We start from the raw sequence: 21,966 nt of genomic DNA, 5'->3' as shown, positions 1-21,966 counted from the left end.
ATGAGAATACGCACGAAGACAGCGTCAGCAGGCCTGTTGATTGCTCTGCTTTTCTGTGCGCGAGTTGTGGCTTCACAGTCCGCTCAGCCGTCGGCTATTGAACAGCTGCGGGATCTGCGACAGCAGGCGCATGCGGCCATCGTTGTCGGAGATCAGAAGAAGCGTCTTGAGATTGTGCTGCAGATCCAGAGACTGATGCACAATTCTCCGGCTTCGGTGGAGACGCTGGCCCAGGCTTACGCTGCGGCTGGCGACGATGACAAAGCCATCGCCGCTCTCAATGAGTTTGCCGACATGGGGCAGAGCGATGACGATCTGCTGCACGGCAAGGATAAGGAGTTTTCGCGGCTCACAGCGCAGCCTGCATATCAGCAGGTGCTGAAGCGATTCGCTGCGAATGAAATGCCGCTTTCGCGCGCGGAGACGGCGCTCGTCTTACCGGATTCCAGCCTGCTCGCGGAGGATGTGGATTACGATGCGCGGACCAAATCTTTTCTGATTACCAGTGTTCTTGAAAAGAAGATCGTGCAGGTTGGCCTTGATGGAAAGGCCAGGGATTTTGCGCTGTCTCCGAGTGGATGGCCAATGCTTGCGATCAAGGTCGATGCGCAACGGAGTCGCGTATGGGCTACGGAAGTTGCGCTTGATGGATTCAAGGTGGTTCGGCCAACGGACTGGGGACGCTCGGCTGTTCTGTGTTTCGATCTCTCATCCGGAAAGTTGCTTCATCGCGTCGAAGGTCCAAAGCCGTCCGCTCTCGGCGATATGACGCTTACGCGGGAGGGCGATCCGATTGTAAGCGATGGCGATGGAGGCGGAGTGTATCGCCTTCAGGGAGATAGTTTGCAGAGGCTCGATCACGGCGAGTTCATCTCACCGCAGACTCCGGCGATGCATCCTGACGGGAAACACGTCTTCATTCCTGATTACACACGCGGGATCGGCGTGCTGGATCTGGCGAGTAAAGAAGTGACATGGCTAGCTCAAGGCGGCTCGAAACCCTATGCGCTGACTGGTGTGGACGGCCTATATCTGGACCACGGATGGCTGACCCTGGTGCAGAACGGTACGTCGCCGGAACGTGTAATACGGCTGAAACTCAATCCATCCCTTCGGCGTGTGGTTTCTGAAGAACTCATCGAACGAGCAACGCCGACGCTGGGCGATCCGACGCACGGCGTTTTGGTTGGTGACTACTTCTACTACATCGCGAATTCAGGCTGGAACCAGCTCGATGAGCACGGAGCATTGCTGTCGGGCGCTGCATTTACGGCACCTCGCATCATGCGGTTTCATCTTCCAACGAACTAGTTCCAATGGCGTGCACCATCTCCAGCACTTGGAATTGTGCAGATTTTCGCTGTATACTCTCCAGCAGTGGTGGTTTGTCCGCCACGAGAGGTGCATCTTCTGCAGTCAGCGTGATACAAACGCGCTCGACGTAAGACAGGCCGGTACCTCAGCATGGAGAGCCGTCGCTCGCGTGCTGCGAAGTCCGGTGGACAGCCTCTGCTGTGCCCTGTTTCCTGCCCCATGCCGTCTTTGCGGCGAATCTCTCCTGTGTTTTTCACGCGTTCCTGTTTGCGATTCCTGCTGGAAAGAACTTCCCGAACAATCTGGTTGCCTGTGCACGACCTGCGGCGAGGCCCTTGGTGTGCAGGACTTCGGCTCGGGTGAAGGATTACTGTGCCGGATGTGCCGCATGGCGTCCCCACCGTTTGCGCAGGCGGTTGCGCATGGGCTTTACCAGGACAAGCTGCGGGCGTTGCTCCATCTTTTGAAGTATGACGGAATGGAGCCGGTGGCGGACCGGTTGGGACAACTTCTCGCGCAGCAAATTCTGCGGATGGAAAGCATTCCCGAGAAGACGCTGGTGGTTCCGGTGCCGCTCTTCAAAGCGAAACAACGGCAGCGCGGATTCAACCAGGCGGAAGTGCTGGCGCGCGCTGCGGTAAAGGCGCTCCGGCGGGCGCGTCCCCAATTGCAAATGACGGTGGCGACTGGCGCACTGGAGCGGCGCCGCTCCACGCAAGTTCAGGCGGGGCTTACCCCGCATCAGCGTCGCGCCAATTTGCGCGGCGCTTTTTTTGCATCTTCGCCCAATGCATTGAAGGGCGCAGCTGTGCTGCTGATTGACGATATTTACACCACGGGGGCAACGGCCCGGGCATGCGCGCAGGCGCTGCGCCGCGCCGGAGCCAGAAGCGTGCATGTGGCCACAGTAGCGCGGGCGCAGCGGCAGGAGATGATTCAACCGCCTGCGATGCCGGCAAAAGAATTGCCGATGCATGAGGATGTAGCGTTCTGGGATGCGGGGTTTGTTCCTGCGGCTCCCGGCGTGTAAGCGCTGAGGGCTGTTTATACGGTCTTTATCCGGGGCTGGAGACGAGTCATTGGGGGAAAGATGTCACTGGGAAGAGCCATGATTCACGCGCGCAAACAGAAGCATGCCACTGCTCCACGCGAAGAGGTGCGGGTGCATTCTGGCTCCACGATGCAATCACCGGTGCTGGTATTAAATGCATCCTATGAGCCGATCAACATTTGCGGAGCGCGCCGCGCGCTGGTGCTGGTGCTGAAAGGCATCGCCAAGACCGAGGAGGAACAGGGTGCGATGCTGCATGCGGCACGGGTGCGCATGCCGATGCCCTCAGTGATCCGTCTGCTGGAATACCGGCGCATTCCGCACCAGACCCGGGCCTTGTCGCGCAAGAATATTCTGCTGCGCGACCGTAATAGCTGCCAATATTGCGGCGTCGTGCTGCCCGCCAGTGAGCTGACGCTCGACCACGTGATTCCGCGTTCGCGCGGAGGCTTGTCTACCTGGGAGAACCTTGTCGCCTGCTGCCATTCCTGCAACCGGCGCAAGGGAAATCAATTGTTGCACGAACTTGAAGATATGAAGCTACTGCGCGAGCCGCGCCCCTTCACGCTGCACACGAGCCGGCACATCATGCGGATGATCGGGCACAGCGATCAGAAGTGGCGGAAATATCTTTACTACTGAGGCTTCGCCGGCTGCTGTTGCGGTGGCGGTGCCTGATTTCCGGTTCCCTGGCCGATCTCCTGACCGTCGAAGGTGATTTTCACTGTAGATCCGAAGCGCTTATACTTGGCGTACTTCAGGGTTTCGCGCATGTGCACATCCTGGCTCAGGTATCCGTTCCCGCCCATGAAGTGGAGCACGCCTTCGCCTCGCGTATAAACCGGAAACCAGTATTTACCGTCGATTTGCTCGCGATAGGTGGTGAAGGGCGGCGATAGGTCTTCGTGCCCCTTGCGCGTGTCATCGGGAACATTCTTACCATTGGTTACAACGATCTGCAGGTCTTTCTGATCGACCCAGATGCGGCCCTGGAAATAGCGCTTGTTCTTCTCCATGACCTTCGGCTTTACGTCGAAAACGTACGTGTCGACTTCATCGACCTGCTGCTTGCCAAGATACATAAGGTCATACTGGCCGACATCTTCCTTTGTAAGCACGAAAGGCAGGCGCTGCTCGATGTCCTGAAAGTCGGCCGGGCTCATCGAGACGCGCTGTAGAGAATTCTGCGGCGCGAAAACGACTTTTTCATATCGCCTGCCGCTTGGATCGAAGGTGATGTCGGTCACCTGGTAATACTGGCCGTCCACCTTACCGTCGTCATCGATCGTCTCCACCTTCACGCTGCGTTCATAGGTGTAGTTTCCCATCGCGCTGCGGAACTCCGATTCCTTCGCCGTAAAGTTATCGATGATCTGCTGCGCGGGAACGGATGGGCTGGACGTATCGAGCTTACCGAAGCCCTGGTCGAGCGGCATTGCGGTATAGGAGACTTGTGCAGGTGCAAGCGCAGCGGCTAAGGTGACCAAGATGACTGGCAGAAGATGCGGGGCGCGCAGACGTTTGTAACTCACTGAAGTATGCTCCCGGAGAGCCGATAACCACTCCACTAACAGGATAGACGCGTGGAGGGGAGAGTTAGACACGGAATCGACCTCGATCCCAATAAATTTTCGCTTCCGAATTGCCGTCCGCAGCGTAAACTTGGCTAAACCTTCCTGACATGACCGAGTTCTATCGCATACCGGCCCTGGTGCTCTTGAGCATGTTGCTGGTTGCCTTTGCGCTGCTCTATCTGCAGACGCGAACGACGCGAAGGCTGCTCTGGCTGATCGGGTGGAGCATGGTATTGCTTCGCCTGGCCATGGAGACCGCCGGAAAACGCTCGCCAGGAGTTGGCTTTGCGCTTTCGAATGCCGGCCTGGTTCTGGCGCCAATGATGTTTCTCGGCTCGATGTCGCCGCTCGGCTTCAGGCGCTGGCCCAAGATCCTGTACGCCTATGTCTTCGCGGTTCCGTCGGTTATCTTCGCGGTGCTCATTTCGCTCTATCCGCACCCGAACCTTCCAGTACGCATTGCGCTGATGCTGTGCACGATTACCGTGGTCTATGTCGCGGTATTGTGGAACGGGCGGAGAAACCTGCTGCCGTCGTGGTTCACACTCCCCTTCTCGCTCGTGATTGGCTGCGCTGGTCTTTGGCTGACTTACAAAGGCCAATACATGTTTGTTGTTTATCTGGCGCAAGCCAGCACCAATCTGATGACCGGCCTGCTCTTTGCGTCGGCTTTTCGCCGCTTCAGCCCTGGGGTGATATTCGCTTCGGCAGGCTTTCTGCTATGGACCACGCCTGTTTTTCTCGACTTCATCTTCCTGCAACCGGTTAGTCCCGTGATGGTTCTGGTTGGCCGTGGCGTGAACCTCATTAAGGTGATGACCGCCGTGGGCATGATTCTGATCGTGCTGGAAGATGAACTCGCGCTGAACAAGGCCGCCAAGGAGCGGGATCACCGCGCGCGTATAGAGATGGAGCGATATTCGGAGATCGATCTTTCGTTGCTCTCCGATGTAAACGCGGAAGCCGCGTATCAACATGCATGCGAAGTGATTGTGGAGGTGAGCCGCTTCAGCCAGGCGATGCTGCTCCTGCGGGATGTGGAGGGGCATTTCAGGGTAGTGGCGCACTCAGGCATGGAGGAGGCGCTTGTCGCGGGGCTGAACGCGATGATTAAGCGCGCTACGCATGAGGAAGTCGAACGCTTCCGGCAAAGCGAGAGCATTGCCGTCGAGATGGGCAACACCTTGCAGGTGGACCTGCGGCCGCTTTTCGTCGCGGATGATCCCCTGGAGCAGTTGGGATATTTCAAAACGCATGCGATTCCATTGGAAACGCGAAAAGGTGTGGCGGAAGGATGCCTGTTCCTGAGCGGGTTGAAGCAGCCTGAACGCCCGTTGCAGGCCGATGATCTGCTTCCGGTGGAGCTCCTGGTAGCGCGTCTCGCGGCCATGCGCGAACACAATGCGCTGATGCAGCGTGTTGCGCGTTCGGAAAAACTTGCAGGGCTTGGGCAACTTGCGGCCGGTGTTGCGCATGAGCTGAACAATCCGTTGACGGTCGTGCTCGGCTACTCGCAGATACTCGAAGAGACGCTCGAGGATCATCCGGCTCTGGAAAGTGTGTCGCTCATCCGCGGTGAGGCGCAGCGTATGCGGCAGATTATTGAAAGCATGCTGCGCTTCTGGAGACCCTCTCCGGTGGAGCACGTCGCGGTATCGGTCGCAGAAATTCTCAGAGACATCTACCAGTTGCGCCGCGCGGACTTCAACCGCCACCAGATTGAATTGCAGCTCCATCTGGCCAAAGGCCTGCCCGACGTTGACGGCAACAAGAACCAGCTGCAGCAGATGTTCCTGCACCTGATCAACAATTCGCTCGACGCGTTTGGGGCCTGCAACAGCGAAGAGGCTAAGGCTCTTCGCGTAGAGGCAAGCCACGATGAGGATGGAGTCCGGGTGCTGATCTCAGACAACGGGCCGGGCTTTCTCGATCCGAATCGCGCGTTCGATCCCTTCTTTGTGACGAAGTCGCCGCGAGCCGGCGCAGGCAAAGGCCTCAGCGTCTGCTATGCCATCGCGCGCGATCACGGAGGCGAAATCTCCGCTTACAACCTGCAGCCGCACGGCGCTGCGCTTGTGATCCAGTTGCCGCTTCCCAGACGGCGTCACGAGGATGAATTGAGTGACGAAGCTCTCGCGCGCTGATCCATTCCAGCTACTATAGTGAGTTGCTTTTCCTGAGGAGATCAATTTTCCGAATGCAGAGACGTCCGTTGTTCCGGTGCTGCTTACCATTGTTGTTCTTTGTAGCCAGCGCGTGCGCTGTCGCACAAAGCAAGCGGCCGATGACCTTCGAAGACATGATGAAGATGCGGCGGCTGGGCGATATCGCTGTTTCTCCCGATGGCCATTGGGTTCTGTTTGGTGTGACCGACGTGGATCTGGCAAAAAACACGCGCACTTCGCACCTATGGATTGTGCCCACAGCCGGCGGCGATGAGAAGCCGCTGACTGCTTCTTTGGCGGGCGAGAGCCGCGGGCGGTTTTCACCGGATGGGAAGCAGATTCTGTTTCAGAGCGCGCGCGATGTGGGACAGCAGACATGGCTCGCTCCATTTGATACCGGCACAGGCACAATTGGCGACGCGCATAAGCTGACGAGCATCAGCACCGAGGCGGATGGAGCGATCTGGTCGCCGGATGGGCAGAATATTCTCTTTGTTTCTTCGGTCTATCCGGATTGCAAGGACGACGCCTGCAACAAGCAGCGGGATGTGGAGCGGGCACAATCGAAAGTAAAGGCACAGGTCTTCACGCATCTGCTCTACCGGCACTGGAATGCATTTACCGGTGACAAGAGGAGCCACCTTTTTCTCGTTTCTGTGAATAGCGGCGTCCCGCGCGATCTGACTCCGGGGGATGAGCATGATGTTCCGCCGTTCTCGCTTGGCGGCCCGGATGGTTATGCGTTTTCTCCGGATGGGAAAGAGATTGCATTCGCGGAGAACCTTGATCCGGTTCCGGCGATCAGTACGAATTCCGATATCTTTACGCTGCGGCTGGATGATCCGAATGCGAAGCCGGTGAAGATTTCGACCAGTCCCGGCGGTGATCACTCACCTGCCTATTCGCCGGACGGAAAATACATCGCGTGGCGCTCGCAGGCTCGGGCGGGATATGAAAGCGATCGCTTTCGGTTGATGCTGTATGACCGCGCGACGGGGCAAGAAAGAGAACTGCTACCGAAGCTTGATCGTTGGGTGGATGAGTTCACGTGGGCGCCGGATTCGAAGACGATCTACTTCGCGAGTGGGGCAACAGGAGGCGAAAGAATTCTTCAAGCTAATGTCGAAGGTCCCGCTCCGGGATTGAATGTCATCTCTCCCGGTGGGGAATATGGCGACATACATCTATCACCAGATGGAAAATATCTTTTTGCCTCTAAGCAAACTATTCGTACGCCAAGTGAAATCTATCTTCTGGAGTTGGGGCATGTCGTCTCAACTGCGGATGTCACGGCTGCTAAAGCTCACCGAACTCTCTATGAGCCTATACAGTTTGAGGCAATGTTCGACACCGTCGCAGAAAAATCGCTCACTCATTTAAACGATGAATTGCTTCAGCAGCTTGACTTGCCCGAGATGGAGACCTTCTCTTTCCAATCGAATGATCGCACTCTGGTACAGGGCTTCCTCATCAAGCCGCCAGCCTTCGATCGCAACAAGAAATACCCCGTCAAATTCCTCATCCACGGAGGCCCGCAGGGCGCGTGGGGCGATAGCTGGAGTTATCGTTGGAATGCGGAGCTTCTTGCCGCGAACGGCTATGTCGTCGTGATGATCAATCCGCGCGGATCGACCGGGTATGGGCAGGCCTTCGTTGACGGCGTGAATGGCGACTGGGGCGGAAAGCCTTACATCGACCTGATGCGCGGGCTCGATTACGCCGAGCAGCACTACAGCTTCATTGACAAGACGCGCGAGTGCGCACTGGGCGCAAGCTACGGCGGCTATATGGCTGACTGGATTCTTGGGCACACGAATCGCTTCAAGTGCATCGTCTCGCACGATGGCATGTTCAATCCGGAATCGGCTTACGGAACGACGGAAGAGCTCTGGTTCAACGAGTGGGAGTTCAAGGGCACTCCCTGGACGAACCGCGCGCTCTACCGAAAATGGTCGCCGATGCTGGCCGAAACAAACTTCAAGACGCCGACGCTCGTCGTTCACAGCCAGCTCGATTACCGGCTCGATGTTTCCGAGGGCTATCAGCTCTTCACCACGCTGCAGCGGATGAATGTGCCATCAAAAATGCTCTACTTCCCCGATGAAGGGCACTGGGTGCTGAAGCCGCAGAATTCGCAACTCTGGTATAAGACGGTGAACGATTGGGTGGACCAATGGACGAAGCAGTAAGGAGCAAGGATGAGCTTCGGCCGCGCACCTAAGAAGAAACAACCTCTCGATGAAGTAGCCCTCTATGAATACGCCATCGGCGCCCTAGGACGCCGCATGCGCACCGTCGCCGAGCTGAAGCGAGCGATGCGCGCGCGTGTCGAAGAAAACGAGTCAGGCGAGGCAAAGATCGACCGCGTCGTTGCGCGGCTCAAAGAGCAGCGCTATCTCAATGACACCATCTACGCGTCAGACTATGCGCGGCTGCGTCAGGAGAACTCGAGCTTCGGCAAGCGGCGTGTGCAGCAGGACCTGATCCAAAAGGGTGTGCATGCGAACGTGATCGCAAAGACGCTCGACGCCGCTTACGAAAATGTCAACGAAGAAGAGTTGGCGCGCCAACACCTGACACGAAAACGCGTTCGCAAGCCAGCCAATGAAAAAGAAGCTGCGCGCGTGATGCGGATGCTGGTGCGCGCAGGCTTCTCAACAGGTGTGATCTTCAAAATTCTTAAGAAGTGGGATGTCGATGATGAGGCGCTCTCCGCGCTCGAATCGATCGACATCGAAGACAACGCCGGTGCTGAATAAAGCGGCGATTCTTCGTTCTGCTTAGGTATCAGAAGTGGTACGTCATGTCGCTGGACTGACATAAGATCCGGCTGAGTGAGGCGTAAGCGGTTTGTAAGCGGGAATAAAATTTCCTGATGCTGCCTATAAACAAGACGGCCGGTATTTGTAATTAGCCTTGTCTCTTTGTTATATAGAGCGTTCAATTCACAATCATAAGCAGCTAGGTACAGTAAAACGCGGATAAGTCCCCGGCCCTGACGAGCACACGTTCACCCAAAACTTGTGGAGGGTTGGGATCACGGAGGTCGGCCATGTTTAAAGCACGAGTCAGCCCATTGGTATTCCTGTTCGCAGCAACGCTGTTCGCAGTCGGTAGTATCGCGGGGGTCTCCTTCGCTCAGAAAGATGCAGTTCCAAAGCCCCAGGATAAGCTCGCGCTCGGAGAAGATCAGGTCACTCAGTTATTACTTCTGATGGACACGAACAAGGATGGCAGGATCACAAAGCAAGAATGGATGAAGTTTATGGAGGCAGAGTTCGACAGACTGGATAAGCAGAAGAGCGGAGTGATTAACACTAAAGAAATAGCGCAATCGAGAGTGCGCCTTAGTCCAGTGCCCACATCGGTCGGCAAATGATTCCCCCCGAAAAGAGGATGAGCTACTGGGAGTGAACTACATCCACTTGAAGGAAAAGGCCGGAGCGATTTGCTCCGGCCTTTTTATTCTCTCCGTACTGGTGATTCTAGAACTTCACCATGATGGCAAAGGTGAACTTCTGTTCGTCGCGGCGGAGATCCGGCTGCCAAAGTGTTGTGTAGCCGGGGACGCCAGCGCAGACTGCCTTGGCGGCCGCGATGTTGGCAGCATACTCCTGTTTGTACGTGAGCCCCGGCATGGATGAATATCCGACCCCTGAATCGACGGAAGCGCTTCCGTTGGTGCAGGTAAAGTCGCCCGGGCTTCCAATAGATGAGTTCTGCGAGCCGCCCGGAGGCGTTGAGCCTCCACGGCCGGCCCAATAGGGCACATCCGAGTGGCGATATCCGTATTCGGAACGGAAAGTGATGAACTGGCGCGGCATAAAGTCCCATGTAATGGTGCCGTCCGTGCCGTGGTAAGGCTGGCCTGGATTCTCTGGGAAATATGCGGTGCCGGTGAGAGCAGTAGCGCCGTTGATCGCAGGCACCAGTACCAGATAGCGCCCGGGGTTGTTAATCCGTCCACCGCCGACAGTCAGGGCATAACGATCCTTATTGAACCAGGTGCGGTCATAGGCCATCCACCCAAGGAAGCTCTGCTTGGTGTAATAGACGGCAGGTGAGGTTGGGGTGGCCGGGATCAAGACCTTGTGGTTCGCCGAACCGGTACAGGCTACGCCCGAACCCTGTTCGCAGCCAGCGTCGCCGGTGAGCGAGAAGGCCATCTTGGAAATGAGATTCTCCGGGTGGTCGTAGTACTTCACTTCCACGCTGTCATCGGTATGGAAGCGGGTGCGGCCGTGGATGTTCAGGTCGTCTTCACCATAGCCATAGTTATTGCTGATGACATTGATGAAGTTGTTCGGCGTCCATTTGATCTGCCCGCCAAGTCCCGGCTTGGTGTTGAAACGGGCGTAGGATTGCCATCCGTTGATAAACCACGGTTCGAGTTTCAAGTGCTGCGTGATGAAGAACTGCCCACGGACACCGTTGAAGAACCACGGCGTGTTGGATGAAACAAACGACGGCTGATAGGCCCAGTTGTCGAAGTTGTAGTAGCTGAACAGCCCGATATACGACATGAAGATACCGGCGTCCAGGTTGATGCCGTGCATTTTGTCCCAGTGGTATCCGCCGTAGGCTTCTGCAAGGTAACGGTAGGCATTGTTCAGTTGCCATTGGCCGCGCCCGACGCTGGCGTCGTTGCGCGGCGTTGTGACTGAGTACATGCCGAACTGCGTCATCAGGCGGGCATGCACGTGGTCGACGAGCAGATCGCCGCCGACACCGAACTGCTCCAGTTGAACTTCCTGCGCGCGGAAGATTTCGCTCGAACCGTTGATGGTGTCGTCCGCCGGGTGGTTGAGATCGAGATTGTAGTTGGTGTCGACGCGAATTTCCGGTGTGAAATACTTCGTAGCCAGCGGGAAGTCCTTCGTGCGCGGACTGCCGTTGAGCCACGTCCAGTCGGCATCGGCAAACGGGGTCATCTTGTCGACCGTCGGAGTTGTAGCCGTAGGTGTCGTTGAAGCCAGCGCCGGCTCCGCGGCTGGAGTTGAAGCAACGGAAGGCGAAGACAAGGCTTTGGTGGTTGTCGACGCTCCAGAGGCCAGCAAAGCCTGCCGCGATGCCTGCAGTTGCGCGGCTGCATCGACCGTCATGGCGTTGTCTTTCACTCCAGCTTGGGCCTTCAGCTGCGCTTCCAATTCCGCGATGCGTGCGCGCATGGCCTCAAGCTCGGTGAGAATTGCGGCGTTGCTGGCGCCGTTAGCCGTTGCCGCAGTCGAGCCGGGTGTATCGTTGCTGTTCGCATTCTCCCGGCCTCCACCTGTGGCTGTCTGCGCAGACAGTGGCCGTGCGAGACTGGCGCTGAGAAACATCGCGACCAGCAGAGTGCCCAATCCGGCCTTCCACATTTTGCTGATTTCAAACCTGTTTCTTCTCATTTTGATCCTCTTCAGTTTGGCTGCGGCGCAGCGGGCACAATTCAACCGTCCTTCTGCGTGGCGCAAACATTTCAGACTAGAAAGGAACGCATAAGCGCAAGATAAGCTTGAGGCAAGGAATTTATAAAGACGCCTCGGATACTCAACACGCCTTGATCAACTTGAAGCGGGCCGCTCCTCCGGTCTACCTCGCGGCAATCCCACGACCAGAACAGCTTGATCCTGCAAGTGGAATAACGTGCTTCAAATCTTCCACTTACATGTGTGGGCCATTAACCCCGAATGACAGCGCATTGTCGAATGCCCAAATGTCGGCACCTTTCGTCGACAGCCTAGAATGTAGCGACGAGTAACCTTCAGCGCGGGGATGGCTCGTTAGTCTCAATCGGCGGCGCTTCCACAAGAATGTGGGTCGGCAACTTCTCTTTCACGCTGAAGGTGTCTTCCTTCAACTTATAGCTCACGCGCAAAACGGGCGCGCAAGCGGTTGGCGGGTCTTTTTCAGGCCAGCTGACCGTCCAGTTCTCGACGAAGCGCTTTGCCGATTCGGCAAGGACGGAGGGACCGGAAGTGATATCGGCTGTAACCGTTCCGTCGGTCGCAATGTGAATTTGCAAGACCACCTCACCCTGCACCTTGGCAGCTCTGGCTGCATTCGGATATTGGATGGGGCTGTCATGCTTGATCTCCATCCCTTTACACTTCTGCGCAGTACACGCGGTGGCACAGGCAAAGAGGAGCAACGAGAGCGAGGCAGGGCGCAGCGCCATGCGAAAAATCATAGCGTGCTCACTGCTAAACTTAAAGGATGCAATACCGTTCCGGCTCTGAAATACGTGAGATGTTTCTGAAGTTTTTTGAGACGAAGGGGCACCGTCGCGTGCACTCGTCCTCACTGGTTCCTGCCAACGACCCCACGCTGCTCTTCACCAACGCAGGCATGAACCAGTTTAAAGATGTGTTTCTGGGCCTCGAACACCGCGATTACAACCGCGCGACCACTTCGCAGAAATGCGTCCGCGCCGGCGGCAAGCATAACGATCTTGAAAATGTTGGCTTTACGCGTCGCCACCACACTTTCTTCGAGATGCTGGGCAACTTCAGCTTCGGCGACTACTTCAAGAAAGACGCCATCGCCTACGCCTGGGAACTGGTCACCTCACCCGAGTGGTTCGGCATTCCGAAGGACCGCCTCTATGTAACGATCTTCAAGGGCGAGAATGGCGCCGGCGGCTCGTTTGCGGTGCCTCGCGACGAGGAAGCCTACAATCTGTGGCTCGCGCAGGGAGTGCCCGCCGACCGCATCCACGAATACGGCAGCAAGGACAACTTCTGGCAAATGGGCGATACCGGCCCCTGCGGTCCCTGCTCGGAGATTTTTTATGACATGGGCATCGAGGCCGCTGAAGTTCCGGGTGTAGACAAAGCCTTCGGGCAGGATGAGGCCCGCTATGTCGAGATCTGGAACCTGGTCTTCATGCAGTTCGACCGAAACACTCACGGCGAATTGAACCTATTGCCCAAGCCTTCAATTGATACCGGCATGGGCCTTGAGCGTACTGCGGCTGTGCTTCAGGGGAAGATTTCGAATTTCGAGACAGATTTGTTCACTCCGCTGATAGAAAAGGCGAGATTAGCGACGCTTTCTGGAACGACTCTTCCTCTAACGGAAGATGAACTGGAAGCATCTTATAGGATCATTGCCGACCATTCTCGTGCGGCAACTTTCTTGATCTCTGACGGAGTTCTGCCCTCAAACGAAGGACGAGGTTACGTCTTGCGTAAGATTATGCGTCGCGCTATTCGTCACGGCAGACGACTAGGAACTGACAAGCCCTTCTTGAGTCAGATGGTCTATGCGGTGCGCGATGAAATGTGGACTGCATATCCAGAGCTTGCGTTGAACGCGGATAGAATCGCTCAGGTCGTTCTCGCCGAGGAGGTGCGGTTTGCTAGGACTTTATCGCTAGGACTTGCCAGATTGGAAGATGCTCTAGAGGAAGTGCGGGAGCAGCAGGACCACGCCTTCGATATTGTTGGTTCAGACCAGCTTGGCTTTGATGACGGCTACTCTGAAGCTGAAATCAATGAAGCTAAGGAAATAGCTAGCCGACCTGCAATTCTTCCGGGAGCAGCGGCTTTCCGGCTTTATGAGACGTACGGTCTCCCCTTTGATTTCATCCTTGATGCGTGCCATGACGCAAAAATACACCTAGACATAGAAGGTTTCGAGCGTGCCCGCGCCGAAGAACAGGCCCGTGCTCGCGCTTCATGGAAGGGCGGCGCGAAGCAATCGGCCAGCCCTGTGTTTCGTGAGCTTCCGAAGACTGTCTTTGAAGGCTACCGCCAGCTCACATCGACCGGATGCGAAGTGCTGGCCATCATCAAGGATGGTCAGGGCGTGAAGGCTGCGGCTCCCGGCGATGCGGTTGAGGTCGTGCTCAATCACACGAGTTTCTATGCCGACTCCGGCGGCCAGATCGGCGACACAGGCTGGCTCTATTCCGATGACCACAATTCCGTAGTCGCCGATGTGAGCGGATGTACCAAGCCGGTGCAAGGCGTCTTTGCGCACAAGGCGATTCTGCGGCAGCCGCTGAAGATCGGCGACAAGGTCGATACGGTCGTCGATGGAAATTTCCGCAATGCCACTCGCCGCAACCACACCGGAACACATCTCCTCCACGCGGCGCTGCGCGAGGTGTTGGGCACGCACGTCAAGCAGGCCGGATCGCTGGTCGAACCCAACCGTCTGCGTTTCGACTTTTCGCACTTCACTTCGATTGCCGACGAAGAGCTGCAGGACATCGAAGACCTGATCAACAAGGAAGTGCTTGGAAACACGCGCGTCGAAACAATAGAAGACGTTCCCATCGACGTGGCCATCAACGAGTATCACGCGATGGCGCTCTTCGGCGAGAAGTATGGCGAGAAAGTGCGGGTCGTCAAGATCGGCGACTTCTCGACCGAGCTTTGCGGCGGCACCCATACCGGCGCTACGGGCGAAATCGGCGTCGTCAAGTTGCTCGGCGAGGGCAGCGTGTCGTCAGGTGTACGCCGCGTGGAAGCTGTTACCGGCCTCGGTGCTTTGCATGAATTCCGCCGCGACTTCGCCGTGGCGCAGCTTGCTTCACAGCTTTCGTCGAGCGCGGAGATATCACCTGCGGATGCGCTCAAGCAGAAACTGAATGCTCAGGAAGAGGAACTGAGGAAGCTGCGCCGCGAGCTGGAGCAGATTCGCATGAAGTCCGCCGCCTCGGCGGTTTCGAATGCCGCGGACCAGGCCATCGAAGTGAAAGGCATTAAGGTTCTCGCGCAGCGCGTCGATTCGCTCGATCGCGGACAGATGCGAACGCTCGTCGACAATCTGCGCCAGAAGCTTGGTTCCGGCGTCGTGGTCCTCGGCTCGGCGCAGGAGGAAGGCAAGGTTGCGCTCATCGTCGGCGTGACCAAGGACCTGACCGGCAAAGTGCAGGCCGGAAAAATTGTCGGACAGATTGCGAAGCTCGTCGGCGGCTCCGGGGGCGGCCGTCCGGACATGGCCGAGGCGGGCGGCAAGGATGCCGGTCAACTAGATGCTGCCTTAGGAAGCGTTCCCAAAGTGGTCCTGCAATTTGTGGGAGAATAAATTACGAAGCTGCTTCGTCGAGGTAATTGCTAAACTGTTCGAGAACATGAGCCAGGAGCCCCTTCAATGATGTTCCATGTCACTCTCGAGAAAGCAGAAGACGGGTGGATCGTCGTCCAATGCCCTGCCTTGCCAGGATGCGTTTCACAAGGCCGCGACGAAAAAGAAGCGCTTGAAAATATCCGGGAGGCCATCACCGCATGGATGTGGGCCGAGGATCAGAAGGCTCTCAAGTCCATTTCTGAGGATGAAACATCCGTCTTAGTTGCTGTCTAGTCGTTCAAGCATTTACTTCGGTCACATCTATTCCAATTTGGGATAGCGGTCCCTTTTTCGGAAAGCCGTTTCATTGTGGAATTTTTCGGACGGTTTCTCTAAAGTGTTTCAACTAAAAATACGGCATGGGCAAACTCGGTAACGTCTCTGGGAAGGAAGCTGTGAAGGCGTTTCAACGCGCAGGATGGCAATTGATGGGGCAGGTCGGTAGTCATTCCGTTCTCACGAAGCCGGGAATGCGAGTGAATCTTTCGGTTCCGCAGCATAAAGAATTATCTACCGGTACGCTGAGAGCATTAATTCGTGTTGCAGGCATGACAGTTGACGAGTTTCTTGAGCTGCTGTGAACCGAGAATGACTTCCGGTTTCCATACTGGTTTCCTCCTGTTCATTTCGTCTTTCCTGCGTTGCTCCTCTCCATCCAGCCACCTATAATCAAGATGACTCTGGCGTGTGCTGCCTCTGAACTTGTCTATGCCCCTTTCCTACCGCTCCGGAGGACGCACGCTGTTCCTGTCTCTGGCAAGCGCAGCGCTGTTTTGTGCACTCTCCTGCTGGCCCGCCAACGCCGCGCCACACCAGCCACACTCCCCTTTTGATAAGGCGCAGCGCCTGCGCGAGGCCCTTGAGGGTCGCCCGGAACAGCAGCGAACGCGGCGCGATTATGAGCGAGTTATGAGCGCGTACCGCGCGGTCTATCACGGCGATCCTGCCTCCCCAAAGGCAGACGCCAGCATCTTGGCCGTTGCCGATCTTCTGGCCGAGCAGGGGCGGGTTTTTCAGGATGAGAAGTCGCTGCAGGACGCTATCGGGCAGTATGAATTTCTGCGCAAGCAATATCCGGCCAGCCGCTATCGCTTCAGCGCGCTGCTCACCGAGGGAGAAATCTATCGTCGCGACCTTGAGGACCGCGACGAGGCGAAGGCGACATTTCAGCAGTTTCTGAAACTCTATCCGCAGAGCCCGCTCGCCGATGAGGCGCGGCAGGAGCTAAAAAATATTCAGAAAGAAGAGGTTGCCGAAAAGCACGGCAAGCGGCCTGCGCAACATACTACGGCTCCGGTGATCGAAGCACAGACCGCACCTCCGACATCCGCACCTTTGGCTCAACCGTCGAAGCACAAGGCTGTGGTTACTCCGGTGTTTCCGTCGGTCACCCAGCCGCAGCCGCAACAGACTCACACCGCGCAAGTGCCGCCGCAGCCGGCTCCTCCTGCTCCAGCCGTACAACAACCCGCGCCTGAGCAGACATCCGAACCGTCTAAACTGAGCGAGGCAGCGATGAACGCGCCGCCTCCGCCGCGCAAGGGCAAGCTGCCTCTGGTGACTGGGGTCCGTCACTGGTCGACGCCCATTTACACGCGCGTTGCCATCGACCTGCAGGACGAAGTGCAGTATGAGGCCACGCGCGTTCCGGGGCCGGATCGCATCTTCTTCGACCTGCACGGATCAAAGCTCTCGCCTGAGTTGATCGGCAAATCGGTCGAAGTCACCGACGATGGATTTCTGAAGCGCATTCGCGTTGCGCAGTTTTCAAATGATGTGACCCGGGTCGTCCTCGATGTCAGCAATGTCAGCGAATATTCTGCCTTCCTGCTGCCGAATCCCTGGCGGCTGATCATTGATGTACATGGCAGCAAGCCCGGCACAATGCCCGCTCCGTCGCTCATAGCAAAACAACAGCCGCAACCGGCAACACAGACTCCAGCATCGAATCCGCCGAGTGCTCCCGCGACTCCGCCCCCTGCAGCAACAACACCGAGCACTGTGCGAAAACCCTCGGCGCGGACGACATCCGCTGCGAATACCACGCAGGAACCGGCGCCATCGCCGCAGCCAACCCCACAGGCCACCGCCGATGCAGCCGCTCCCGGCTCAACGCTGAAAGACATTGCATCGCTCGACCGTCAGCCGAACAAGGTGAAGGCGACCAAACATCCAACGACGGCTCCGGTGGTTCAGTCTGTGTCGGGCACTTCGCCGGAACAGCAGCCGAATGAGTTGGAGGCGACGAATCAGCCTCAGCCCGCTGTTCCCCCCACTCCCGCACCTGCAAAAAAGGCGAGCAGCAAAAACAATTCTCCCGCTGCGACTCCCGATCAGCCCGCGATTCACGCAGCCGTGCCCACCGCCGCCGGCGAGCGTTCCATGGTGCGCGCCTTGGGACTGAAGATTGGCCGCATCGTCGTCGATGCGGGACACGGCGGCCATGACTCGGGCACGCTCGGCCCGGACGGAATCGAAGAAAAGGATGTTGTGCTCGATGTAGCATTGCGCCTGGGCAAGTTGCTCAAGCAGCGGCTGGGCGCCGACGTCATCTACACCCGCGACGACGATACCTTCATCCCGCTTGAAACCCGCACCGCCATCGCCAACAAGGCGCAAGCGGATCTCTTCATCTCGGTTCATGCGAACTCAAGTTCTGACTCGTCGGCGCGCGGCGTTGAAACCTATTACCTGAATTTCACTACCTCGGCCGATGCGCTTGAAGTGGCAGCGCGCGAAAACGCCGTCTCCGATCAGTCGATTCACCAACTCTCCGATCTCGTCAAGAAAATCACCCTGCAGGACAAGATCAGCGAATCGCGCGAGTTCGCCGCCGATGTGCAGCAGAGCCTCTATTCCGGTCTCGAGGACGGCAACCCGGGCCTGAAAGATCGCGGCGTGAAAAAGGCCCCATTCGTTGTGCTCATCGGCGCCAATATGCCGTCGATTCTGGCCGAAATCTCTTTCCTGACCAATCCCGACGACGCGCATGAGCTTCGCGATCCCGAATACCGGGAGCGCATTGCAGAGTCGCTTTACCGTGGCGTTTCGCGCTATGTCGGCAGCCTGAGTGGCGTACGCATTGCGCAGAGCAACATCCACACCAGCGGCAATTGAGGCTTCGACCGATTGCTTGCCCCGCGCCGCTTTTCCAATTTGGGAAAATGAGAAAACAGTGAGCCTTCCGCAAAAACAGAGGCTCCCAGATACACCGAAAATGCGGTAGCATCGTGGCGAGCATGAACACGACCATTTCGGCCGCGCCAGTACCACTCCGCGAAACGGCAGCCAAACCAGAAACCTCCCGGCTTGCATCGATAGACATCTTTCGCGGCCTCACCATGGTCGTCATGATCTTCGTCAATGATCTCGCCAGCGTCCACGGCCTTCCCTGGTGGACCTACCACATGCCCGCCCAGATCAACGCCATGACGTATGTAGACATGGTCTATCCGTTCTTCCTTTTCATCATCGGCCTGTCCATTCCGCTCGCCATCAAAGCGCGCCTGAAAAAGACCAACTCCGAATTAGCGCTCTGGATGCATGTCATCATCCGCTCTGTCAGCCTCATCGTTCTCGGTCTGATTCTCGCCAATGCCGAAAAAGGCGATCCGGCCCGCATTGGCTTCAGCACCAATCTCTGGGCGATCCTCGCGTTGCTTGGCGCGGGCGTTTACCTCAGCGTGTACACCGGCGCGGGATACACCCGAACCGTACACAAAGGGCTCCGCATACTCGGCCTGATCATGGTCGTCGCCATGTACGCCATCTTCCGCCGAACCGCGCACGATGGCCATGTCGCGTGGATCGACGGCTCTTATCCGGAAATCCTCGGCCTCATCGGCTACACCTTTCTTGCTGTATCCATTCTGTATATCCCCACACGCCGCTGGCTCTGGACGCCGCTCGCTTGGCTGATCGCGCTCGTCACCTTCAACGCTCTCTGTACGGCAAAGTGGATCGTCCTGCCCAAACATCTACCGCTCTACTTCTGGCCATTCGATAACGGAGCGATGGCCTCGATCACAATGGCCGGCATCGTCACGTCCGTCATCTTTCTGGGCGATCACCGATGGAAGGCCCTCGGCCAGAAAATGTCGACGGCTTTGGCTTTCGCGCTTGCGGCACTGGGCGCGGGCCGTCTGCTCACGCCTCTCGGCATCTCGAAAATTCGTGCCACGCCAGCCTGGTCGCTCTACTGCATCGCCGCGGCCGTCGCATGCTTTGCGCTTTTGTACTGGATCTGCGACGTGAAAAAGAAAACCGCCTGGGCCTTCTTCGCACGCCCCGCTGGCGCAAACACGCTGCTTACCTACCTGCTGCCCGACCTCTATTACTTCCTCGTCGCCGCGTTAGGTTTCACATACTTCGATACGCATTTCGATTACGGCTGGCCAGGACTTGTGAGAGCGATCGTGTTTACCTCCTTCATTTTGGCGGTCGCCGCGCTTCTCACCCGGTGCAAAATTCGGCTACAGCTCTAATCAACCTCTGCCATAATGTGATCCATGCCGATATCGATGGCCATCATTGGCGCATCCGGCGCGGTAGGCAGCACGCTGGCGGCGCAGGTTTTAAGAAGTCAGCTCCTTGAGCCATGCGATCGACTTCAACTCGTCGGTCACGGCTCCGCTGCGAGCGAAGGCAAACTCCTCGGCACACGCATCGATCTGCTCGACGCCTTCGACGATGAACGCGTCGAAATTGAAGTCGTACCCAAAATCATTGACGTCGATGCCGATATCGTTGTCATTGCGGCGGGCGTCGGCCTGTCTCTCAAACGCACCAACCGCAGAGACGTGGCTATTGCGAACCGCAGCATCTTCGAGAAGATCGCCGACGAATGCGCCAGTCGCGTTCCGGACGCGCTCTTTATCGTAGTTAGCAATCCGGTTGAGCTAGGCGTAGATATCTTTGCGAGCAGACTGGAGCGCAGGCGCGTATTCGGTATGGGCGCGCAACAGGACTCGCTGCGCTTCGCCCGCGCCATCGCCAAAGACCTCGGTATCAGCCGCCGACAAGTCCGCGCCAGCGTTCTAGGTGAGCATGGACAATCTATGGTTCCGCTCTGGAGTGCGGTTGAGGTGCTGGCATCCAGCCCCGATGTGCATCGTGCGCTCGATCAGCTCAAGGAAGAATGCGCCCGCACACCTTTGCGGGAACGTGTCGCAGCCATCCAGCCATTGATCATCGAGCTCGTACGAGCAGGCGAGGTTCCAGAAGCGTATGAAATCGCGCGCCACGCGCTGCCGGACGCGCGTATCTTCGTCGAGCCTTTCATCACCGCGCGCTCCATGCATTCCACTCCGAATGCAACTTCGAATGCCACGCTCCAGTGCATAGTCGCCGCTCTAGCCTGCGACCACCGCCGCGTTCACGGCCAGGTGCTGCTTGAAGGAGAAGTCCTCGATCTCCACGGAACCTGTGGTGTTCCCATAACGCTGAGCCGTGACGGATGGCATCCCGAGCCGCTCGATTGGCTGGAAGCATGCGAAAAGGAAATGCTCCTCAACGCCGCTGCCTCAATCAGAGATTTCACGCTGGACGTTCTAAGCCAGCCGCAGCCTCCGGAACTCGAGCTCGAGGAAGCCACGATTTAGTCAGAAATTACCTGCTGCTGGAAGCCCTTACCGCACGTACAGAAACTCACGCGCATACTCATCGACGCTCTTGAGCTTGATCCCAAACTCCTTCTGGATCGCTCCCATCTCCATCGCATCTCCGTACGCATACCCGAGCATCAACGCTGCAAAACTCTTCTGCATCGAGTCCGTGGCTGCCGCAAACTGACCGCGCAAAACCTCCTCCGGAACGTGCTCCACCTTAAACTTCTTGCCGCCGATTTCCTCAAAGAGCGCGACCACCTCAAGCGGACTCAATGGCTCAGGGCCACCAAACTCGATGATCCTGCGCTCCGCGGCGCGATCTTCAAGGGCAAGCACGCACATCTCGGCAACATCTCCCGACGAGACCCAGCTGATCGGACTGGTCCCCGGTCCGTAGATCCGCGCGGTGGCGTTCTGATAGTCGAACCCAAGATGCGGACCGAGCCACACCTCCATAAACCAGCTTGCCTGAATACTCGTGAAATTCATCTTCGCGATGGCGCTCTCCACCTGCGCCTTTGCCTCCGCCAATGGGACAGACATGCCTTTCGGCTGGCGAAAAGACACAAAAACAAATCGATTCACTCTCGCCGCCCTTGCTGCGCTCACAAGGCTGAGTTGCCCCGCAGCATCGACCGTTTCAATCGAATCCCCAGCCGCACGCGAAAGCGTTGAGCTTGCCGTCGACACAACTGCGCTCGCGCCTCGACACGCCACAGCAAGCGATTCCGGCTCCTTCAAATCGCCAAAGCACAACTCGACACCCGCCGAGCGCAGGGCCTCAACCTTGTTCTTGTCGCTCGTCACACGGACGAGCGCCCGCACCGGTTCACCCCGCTTCGCCAGCCTTAGACATACATCGCTCCCTACAAGCCCAGTAGCTCCCACAACAAGAATCATGGAATCCCTTCCGGCGACCGCAATTCATATCACGATCTGGGGACGTAGAAAATAGAAAGTGTAGATGCATCGCCACATTTCACGGCTTCACCTCAGTGTCTTAGAGTGGCAAACGCAAGCGGCGATATTTGCTGAAACAGCGAGCGTGCAAAAGGTAGAACCACAGTCGTCGTGCTGGAAAGATGCAATGCCTTGCAAGAAGTATCTATCGGTCTGTTCGTTTAGTAGCTTTGTCTCTTGGCGGACAACTATCATGCATGAATGCCCACGCCACAATTCCCTAAGCGGACTAATCCTCG

17 protein-coding genes are annotated in these 21,966 nt (G+C 57.2%); 13 read left to right on the top strand and 4 right to left on the bottom strand.

The features are described from left to right. The 3 genes from H7849_RS24000 to H7849_RS23990 all read left to right on the top strand — a co-directional run bounded on the left by H7849_RS24000 (position 1) and on the right by H7849_RS23990 (position 3,007). Positions 1-1,311 carry an SMP-30/gluconolactonase/LRE family protein gene (locus H7849_RS24000; protein ID WP_186742992.1) on the top strand — a complete coding sequence of 437 codons (1,311 nt, stop codon included), beginning with the start codon at positions 1-3 and terminating at the stop codon, positions 1,309-1,311. 391 nt (positions 1,312-1,702) lie between these two features. After that, positions 1,703-2,344 (top strand): ComF family protein, encoded by a 642-nt coding sequence (locus tag H7849_RS23995; RefSeq protein ID WP_186742991.1) that lies wholly within the window; start codon positions 1,703-1,705, stop codon positions 2,342-2,344. Between the two features lie 78 nt (positions 2,345-2,422). Then, complete coding sequence (locus tag H7849_RS23990) at positions 2,423-3,007, top strand: HNH endonuclease (RefSeq protein ID WP_432756512.1); 585 nt, start codon at positions 2,423-2,425, stop codon at positions 3,005-3,007. Here H7849_RS23990 and H7849_RS23985 read toward each other — a convergent pair. Further along, positions 3,001-3,897: a LolA-like protein gene (locus H7849_RS23985; protein ID WP_251106448.1), complete on the bottom strand. Its 897-nt coding sequence runs from the start codon at positions 3,895-3,897 to the stop codon at positions 3,001-3,003. The two genes, H7849_RS23990 and H7849_RS23985, sit on opposite strands and share 7 nt — an antisense overlap. A 149-nt stretch (positions 3,898-4,046) precedes the next feature. Between H7849_RS23985 and H7849_RS23980 the strand changes: the two genes are divergently transcribed. The 4 genes from H7849_RS23980 to H7849_RS23965 all read left to right on the top strand — a co-directional run bounded on the left by H7849_RS23980 (position 4,047) and on the right by H7849_RS23965 (position 9,483). Continuing rightward, positions 4,047-6,083, top strand: a complete 2,037-nt coding sequence (locus H7849_RS23980; RefSeq protein WP_186742990.1) for an ATP-binding protein — start codon at positions 4,047-4,049, stop codon at positions 6,081-6,083. Between the two features lie 53 nt (positions 6,084-6,136). Next, the gene (locus tag H7849_RS23975) at positions 6,137-8,293 is read left to right on the top strand and encodes a S9 family peptidase (protein WP_251106447.1); all 2,157 of its coding nucleotides are present in this window, start codon (positions 6,137-6,139) and stop codon (positions 8,291-8,293) included. Between the two features lie 9 nt (positions 8,294-8,302). After that, on the top strand, positions 8,303-8,863 hold the full coding sequence (locus H7849_RS23970; RefSeq protein ID WP_186742989.1) for a regulatory protein RecX: 561 nt from the start codon (positions 8,303-8,305) through the stop codon (positions 8,861-8,863). Between the two features lie 293 nt (positions 8,864-9,156). Then, a complete protein-coding gene (locus tag H7849_RS23965) occupies positions 9,157-9,483 on the top strand; it encodes an EF-hand domain-containing protein (protein WP_186742988.1) in 327 nt (108 codons plus the stop codon). Between the two features lie 106 nt (positions 9,484-9,589). Here H7849_RS23965 and H7849_RS23960 read toward each other — a convergent pair whose 3' ends face one another. Next, positions 9,590-11,491: an outer membrane beta-barrel protein gene (locus H7849_RS23960; protein ID WP_251106446.1), complete on the bottom strand. Its 1,902-nt coding sequence runs from the start codon at positions 11,489-11,491 to the stop codon at positions 9,590-9,592. A gap of 356 nt (positions 11,492-11,847) precedes the next feature. Continuing rightward, positions 11,848-12,273 (bottom strand): energy transducer TonB, encoded by a 426-nt coding sequence (locus H7849_RS23955; RefSeq protein WP_186742987.1) that lies wholly within the window; start codon positions 12,271-12,273, stop codon positions 11,848-11,850. A 26-nt stretch (positions 12,274-12,299) separates the two neighbouring features. On the opposite strand from H7849_RS23955, the gene alaS reads away from it, so the two are divergent. From alaS to H7849_RS23925, 6 genes are all read left to right on the top strand, one after another. Continuing rightward, complete coding sequence (gene alaS, locus H7849_RS23950) at positions 12,300-15,119, top strand: alanine--tRNA ligase (protein WP_186742986.1); 2,820 nt, start codon at positions 12,300-12,302, stop codon at positions 15,117-15,119. A gap of 66 nt (positions 15,120-15,185) precedes the next feature. After that, positions 15,186-15,395 (top strand): type II toxin-antitoxin system HicB family antitoxin, encoded by a 210-nt coding sequence (locus H7849_RS23945; RefSeq protein WP_186742985.1) that lies wholly within the window; start codon positions 15,186-15,188, stop codon positions 15,393-15,395. 125 nt (positions 15,396-15,520) lie between these two features. Beyond that, positions 15,521-15,742: a type II toxin-antitoxin system HicA family toxin gene (locus tag H7849_RS23940; RefSeq protein WP_186742984.1), complete on the top strand. Its 222-nt coding sequence runs from the start codon at positions 15,521-15,523 to the stop codon at positions 15,740-15,742. A gap of 127 nt (positions 15,743-15,869) precedes the next feature. Continuing rightward, positions 15,870-18,278 (top strand): N-acetylmuramoyl-L-alanine amidase, encoded by a 2,409-nt coding sequence (locus H7849_RS23935; protein WP_186742983.1) that lies wholly within the window; start codon positions 15,870-15,872, stop codon positions 18,276-18,278. Between the two features lie 122 nt (positions 18,279-18,400). Continuing rightward, the gene (locus H7849_RS23930; RefSeq protein ID WP_186742982.1) at positions 18,401-19,645 is read left to right on the top strand and encodes a DUF5009 domain-containing protein; all 1,245 of its coding nucleotides are present in this window, start codon (positions 18,401-18,403) and stop codon (positions 19,643-19,645) included. A gap of 24 nt (positions 19,646-19,669) precedes the next feature. Beyond that, positions 19,670-20,761 (top strand): malate dehydrogenase, encoded by a 1,092-nt coding sequence (locus H7849_RS23925; RefSeq protein WP_186742981.1) that lies wholly within the window; start codon positions 19,670-19,672, stop codon positions 20,759-20,761. A gap of 27 nt (positions 20,762-20,788) precedes the next feature. Here the strand turns inward: H7849_RS23925 and H7849_RS23920 are convergent, their stop codons facing one another. Next, positions 20,789-21,667: an SDR family oxidoreductase gene (locus H7849_RS23920; protein WP_186742980.1), complete on the bottom strand. Its 879-nt coding sequence runs from the start codon at positions 21,665-21,667 to the stop codon at positions 20,789-20,791. Positions 21,668-21,966 lie beyond the last annotated feature (299 nt).

The organism is Alloacidobacterium dinghuense (genome assembly GCF_014274465.1).
In the GTDB taxonomy this organism is placed as follows: Bacteria; Acidobacteriota; Terriglobia; order Terriglobales; family Acidobacteriaceae; genus Alloacidobacterium; species Alloacidobacterium dinghuense.
Note: the sequence above shows the minus strand (reverse complement) of the source record. Positions and strands in the feature narration are given on the sequence as shown.

Bases quoted from the DNA above. Each gene is read 5' to 3' on its own strand.
- H7849_RS24000 (WP_186742992.1), top strand. From the start codon at position 1: ATGAGAATACGCACGAAGACAGCGTCAGCAGGCCTGTTGATTGCTCTG.
- H7849_RS23995 (WP_186742991.1), top strand. From the start codon at position 1,703: ATGGCGTCCCCACCGTTTGCGCAGGCGGTTGCGCATGGGCTTTACCAG.
- H7849_RS23990 (WP_432756512.1), top strand. From the start codon at position 2,423: ATGATTCACGCGCGCAAACAGAAGCATGCCACTGCTCCACGCGAAGAG.
- H7849_RS23980 (WP_186742990.1), top strand. From the start codon at position 4,047: ATGACCGAGTTCTATCGCATACCGGCCCTGGTGCTCTTGAGCATGTTG.
- H7849_RS23975 (WP_251106447.1), top strand. From the start codon at position 6,137: ATGCAGAGACGTCCGTTGTTCCGGTGCTGCTTACCATTGTTGTTCTTT.
- H7849_RS23970 (WP_186742989.1), top strand. From the start codon at position 8,303: ATGAGCTTCGGCCGCGCACCTAAGAAGAAACAACCTCTCGATGAAGTA.
- H7849_RS23965 (WP_186742988.1), top strand. From the start codon at position 9,157: ATGTTTAAAGCACGAGTCAGCCCATTGGTATTCCTGTTCGCAGCAACG.
- H7849_RS23960 (WP_251106446.1), bottom strand. From the start codon at position 11,491: ATGAGAAGAAACAGGTTTGAAATCAGCAAAATGTGGAAGGCCGGATTG.
- H7849_RS23955 (WP_186742987.1), bottom strand. From the start codon at position 12,273: ATGATTTTTCGCATGGCGCTGCGCCCTGCCTCGCTCTCGTTGCTCCTC.
- alaS (WP_186742986.1), top strand. From the start codon at position 12,300: ATGCAATACCGTTCCGGCTCTGAAATACGTGAGATGTTTCTGAAGTTT.
- H7849_RS23945 (WP_186742985.1), top strand. From the start codon at position 15,186: ATGATGTTCCATGTCACTCTCGAGAAAGCAGAAGACGGGTGGATCGTC.
- H7849_RS23940 (WP_186742984.1), top strand. From the start codon at position 15,521: ATGGGCAAACTCGGTAACGTCTCTGGGAAGGAAGCTGTGAAGGCGTTT.
- H7849_RS23935 (WP_186742983.1), top strand. From the start codon at position 15,870: ATGCCCCTTTCCTACCGCTCCGGAGGACGCACGCTGTTCCTGTCTCTG.
- H7849_RS23930 (WP_186742982.1), top strand. From the start codon at position 18,401: ATGAACACGACCATTTCGGCCGCGCCAGTACCACTCCGCGAAACGGCA.
- H7849_RS23925 (WP_186742981.1), top strand. From the start codon at position 19,670: ATGCCGATATCGATGGCCATCATTGGCGCATCCGGCGCGGTAGGCAGC.
- H7849_RS23920 (WP_186742980.1), bottom strand. From the start codon at position 21,667: ATGATTCTTGTTGTGGGAGCTACTGGGCTTGTAGGGAGCGATGTATGT.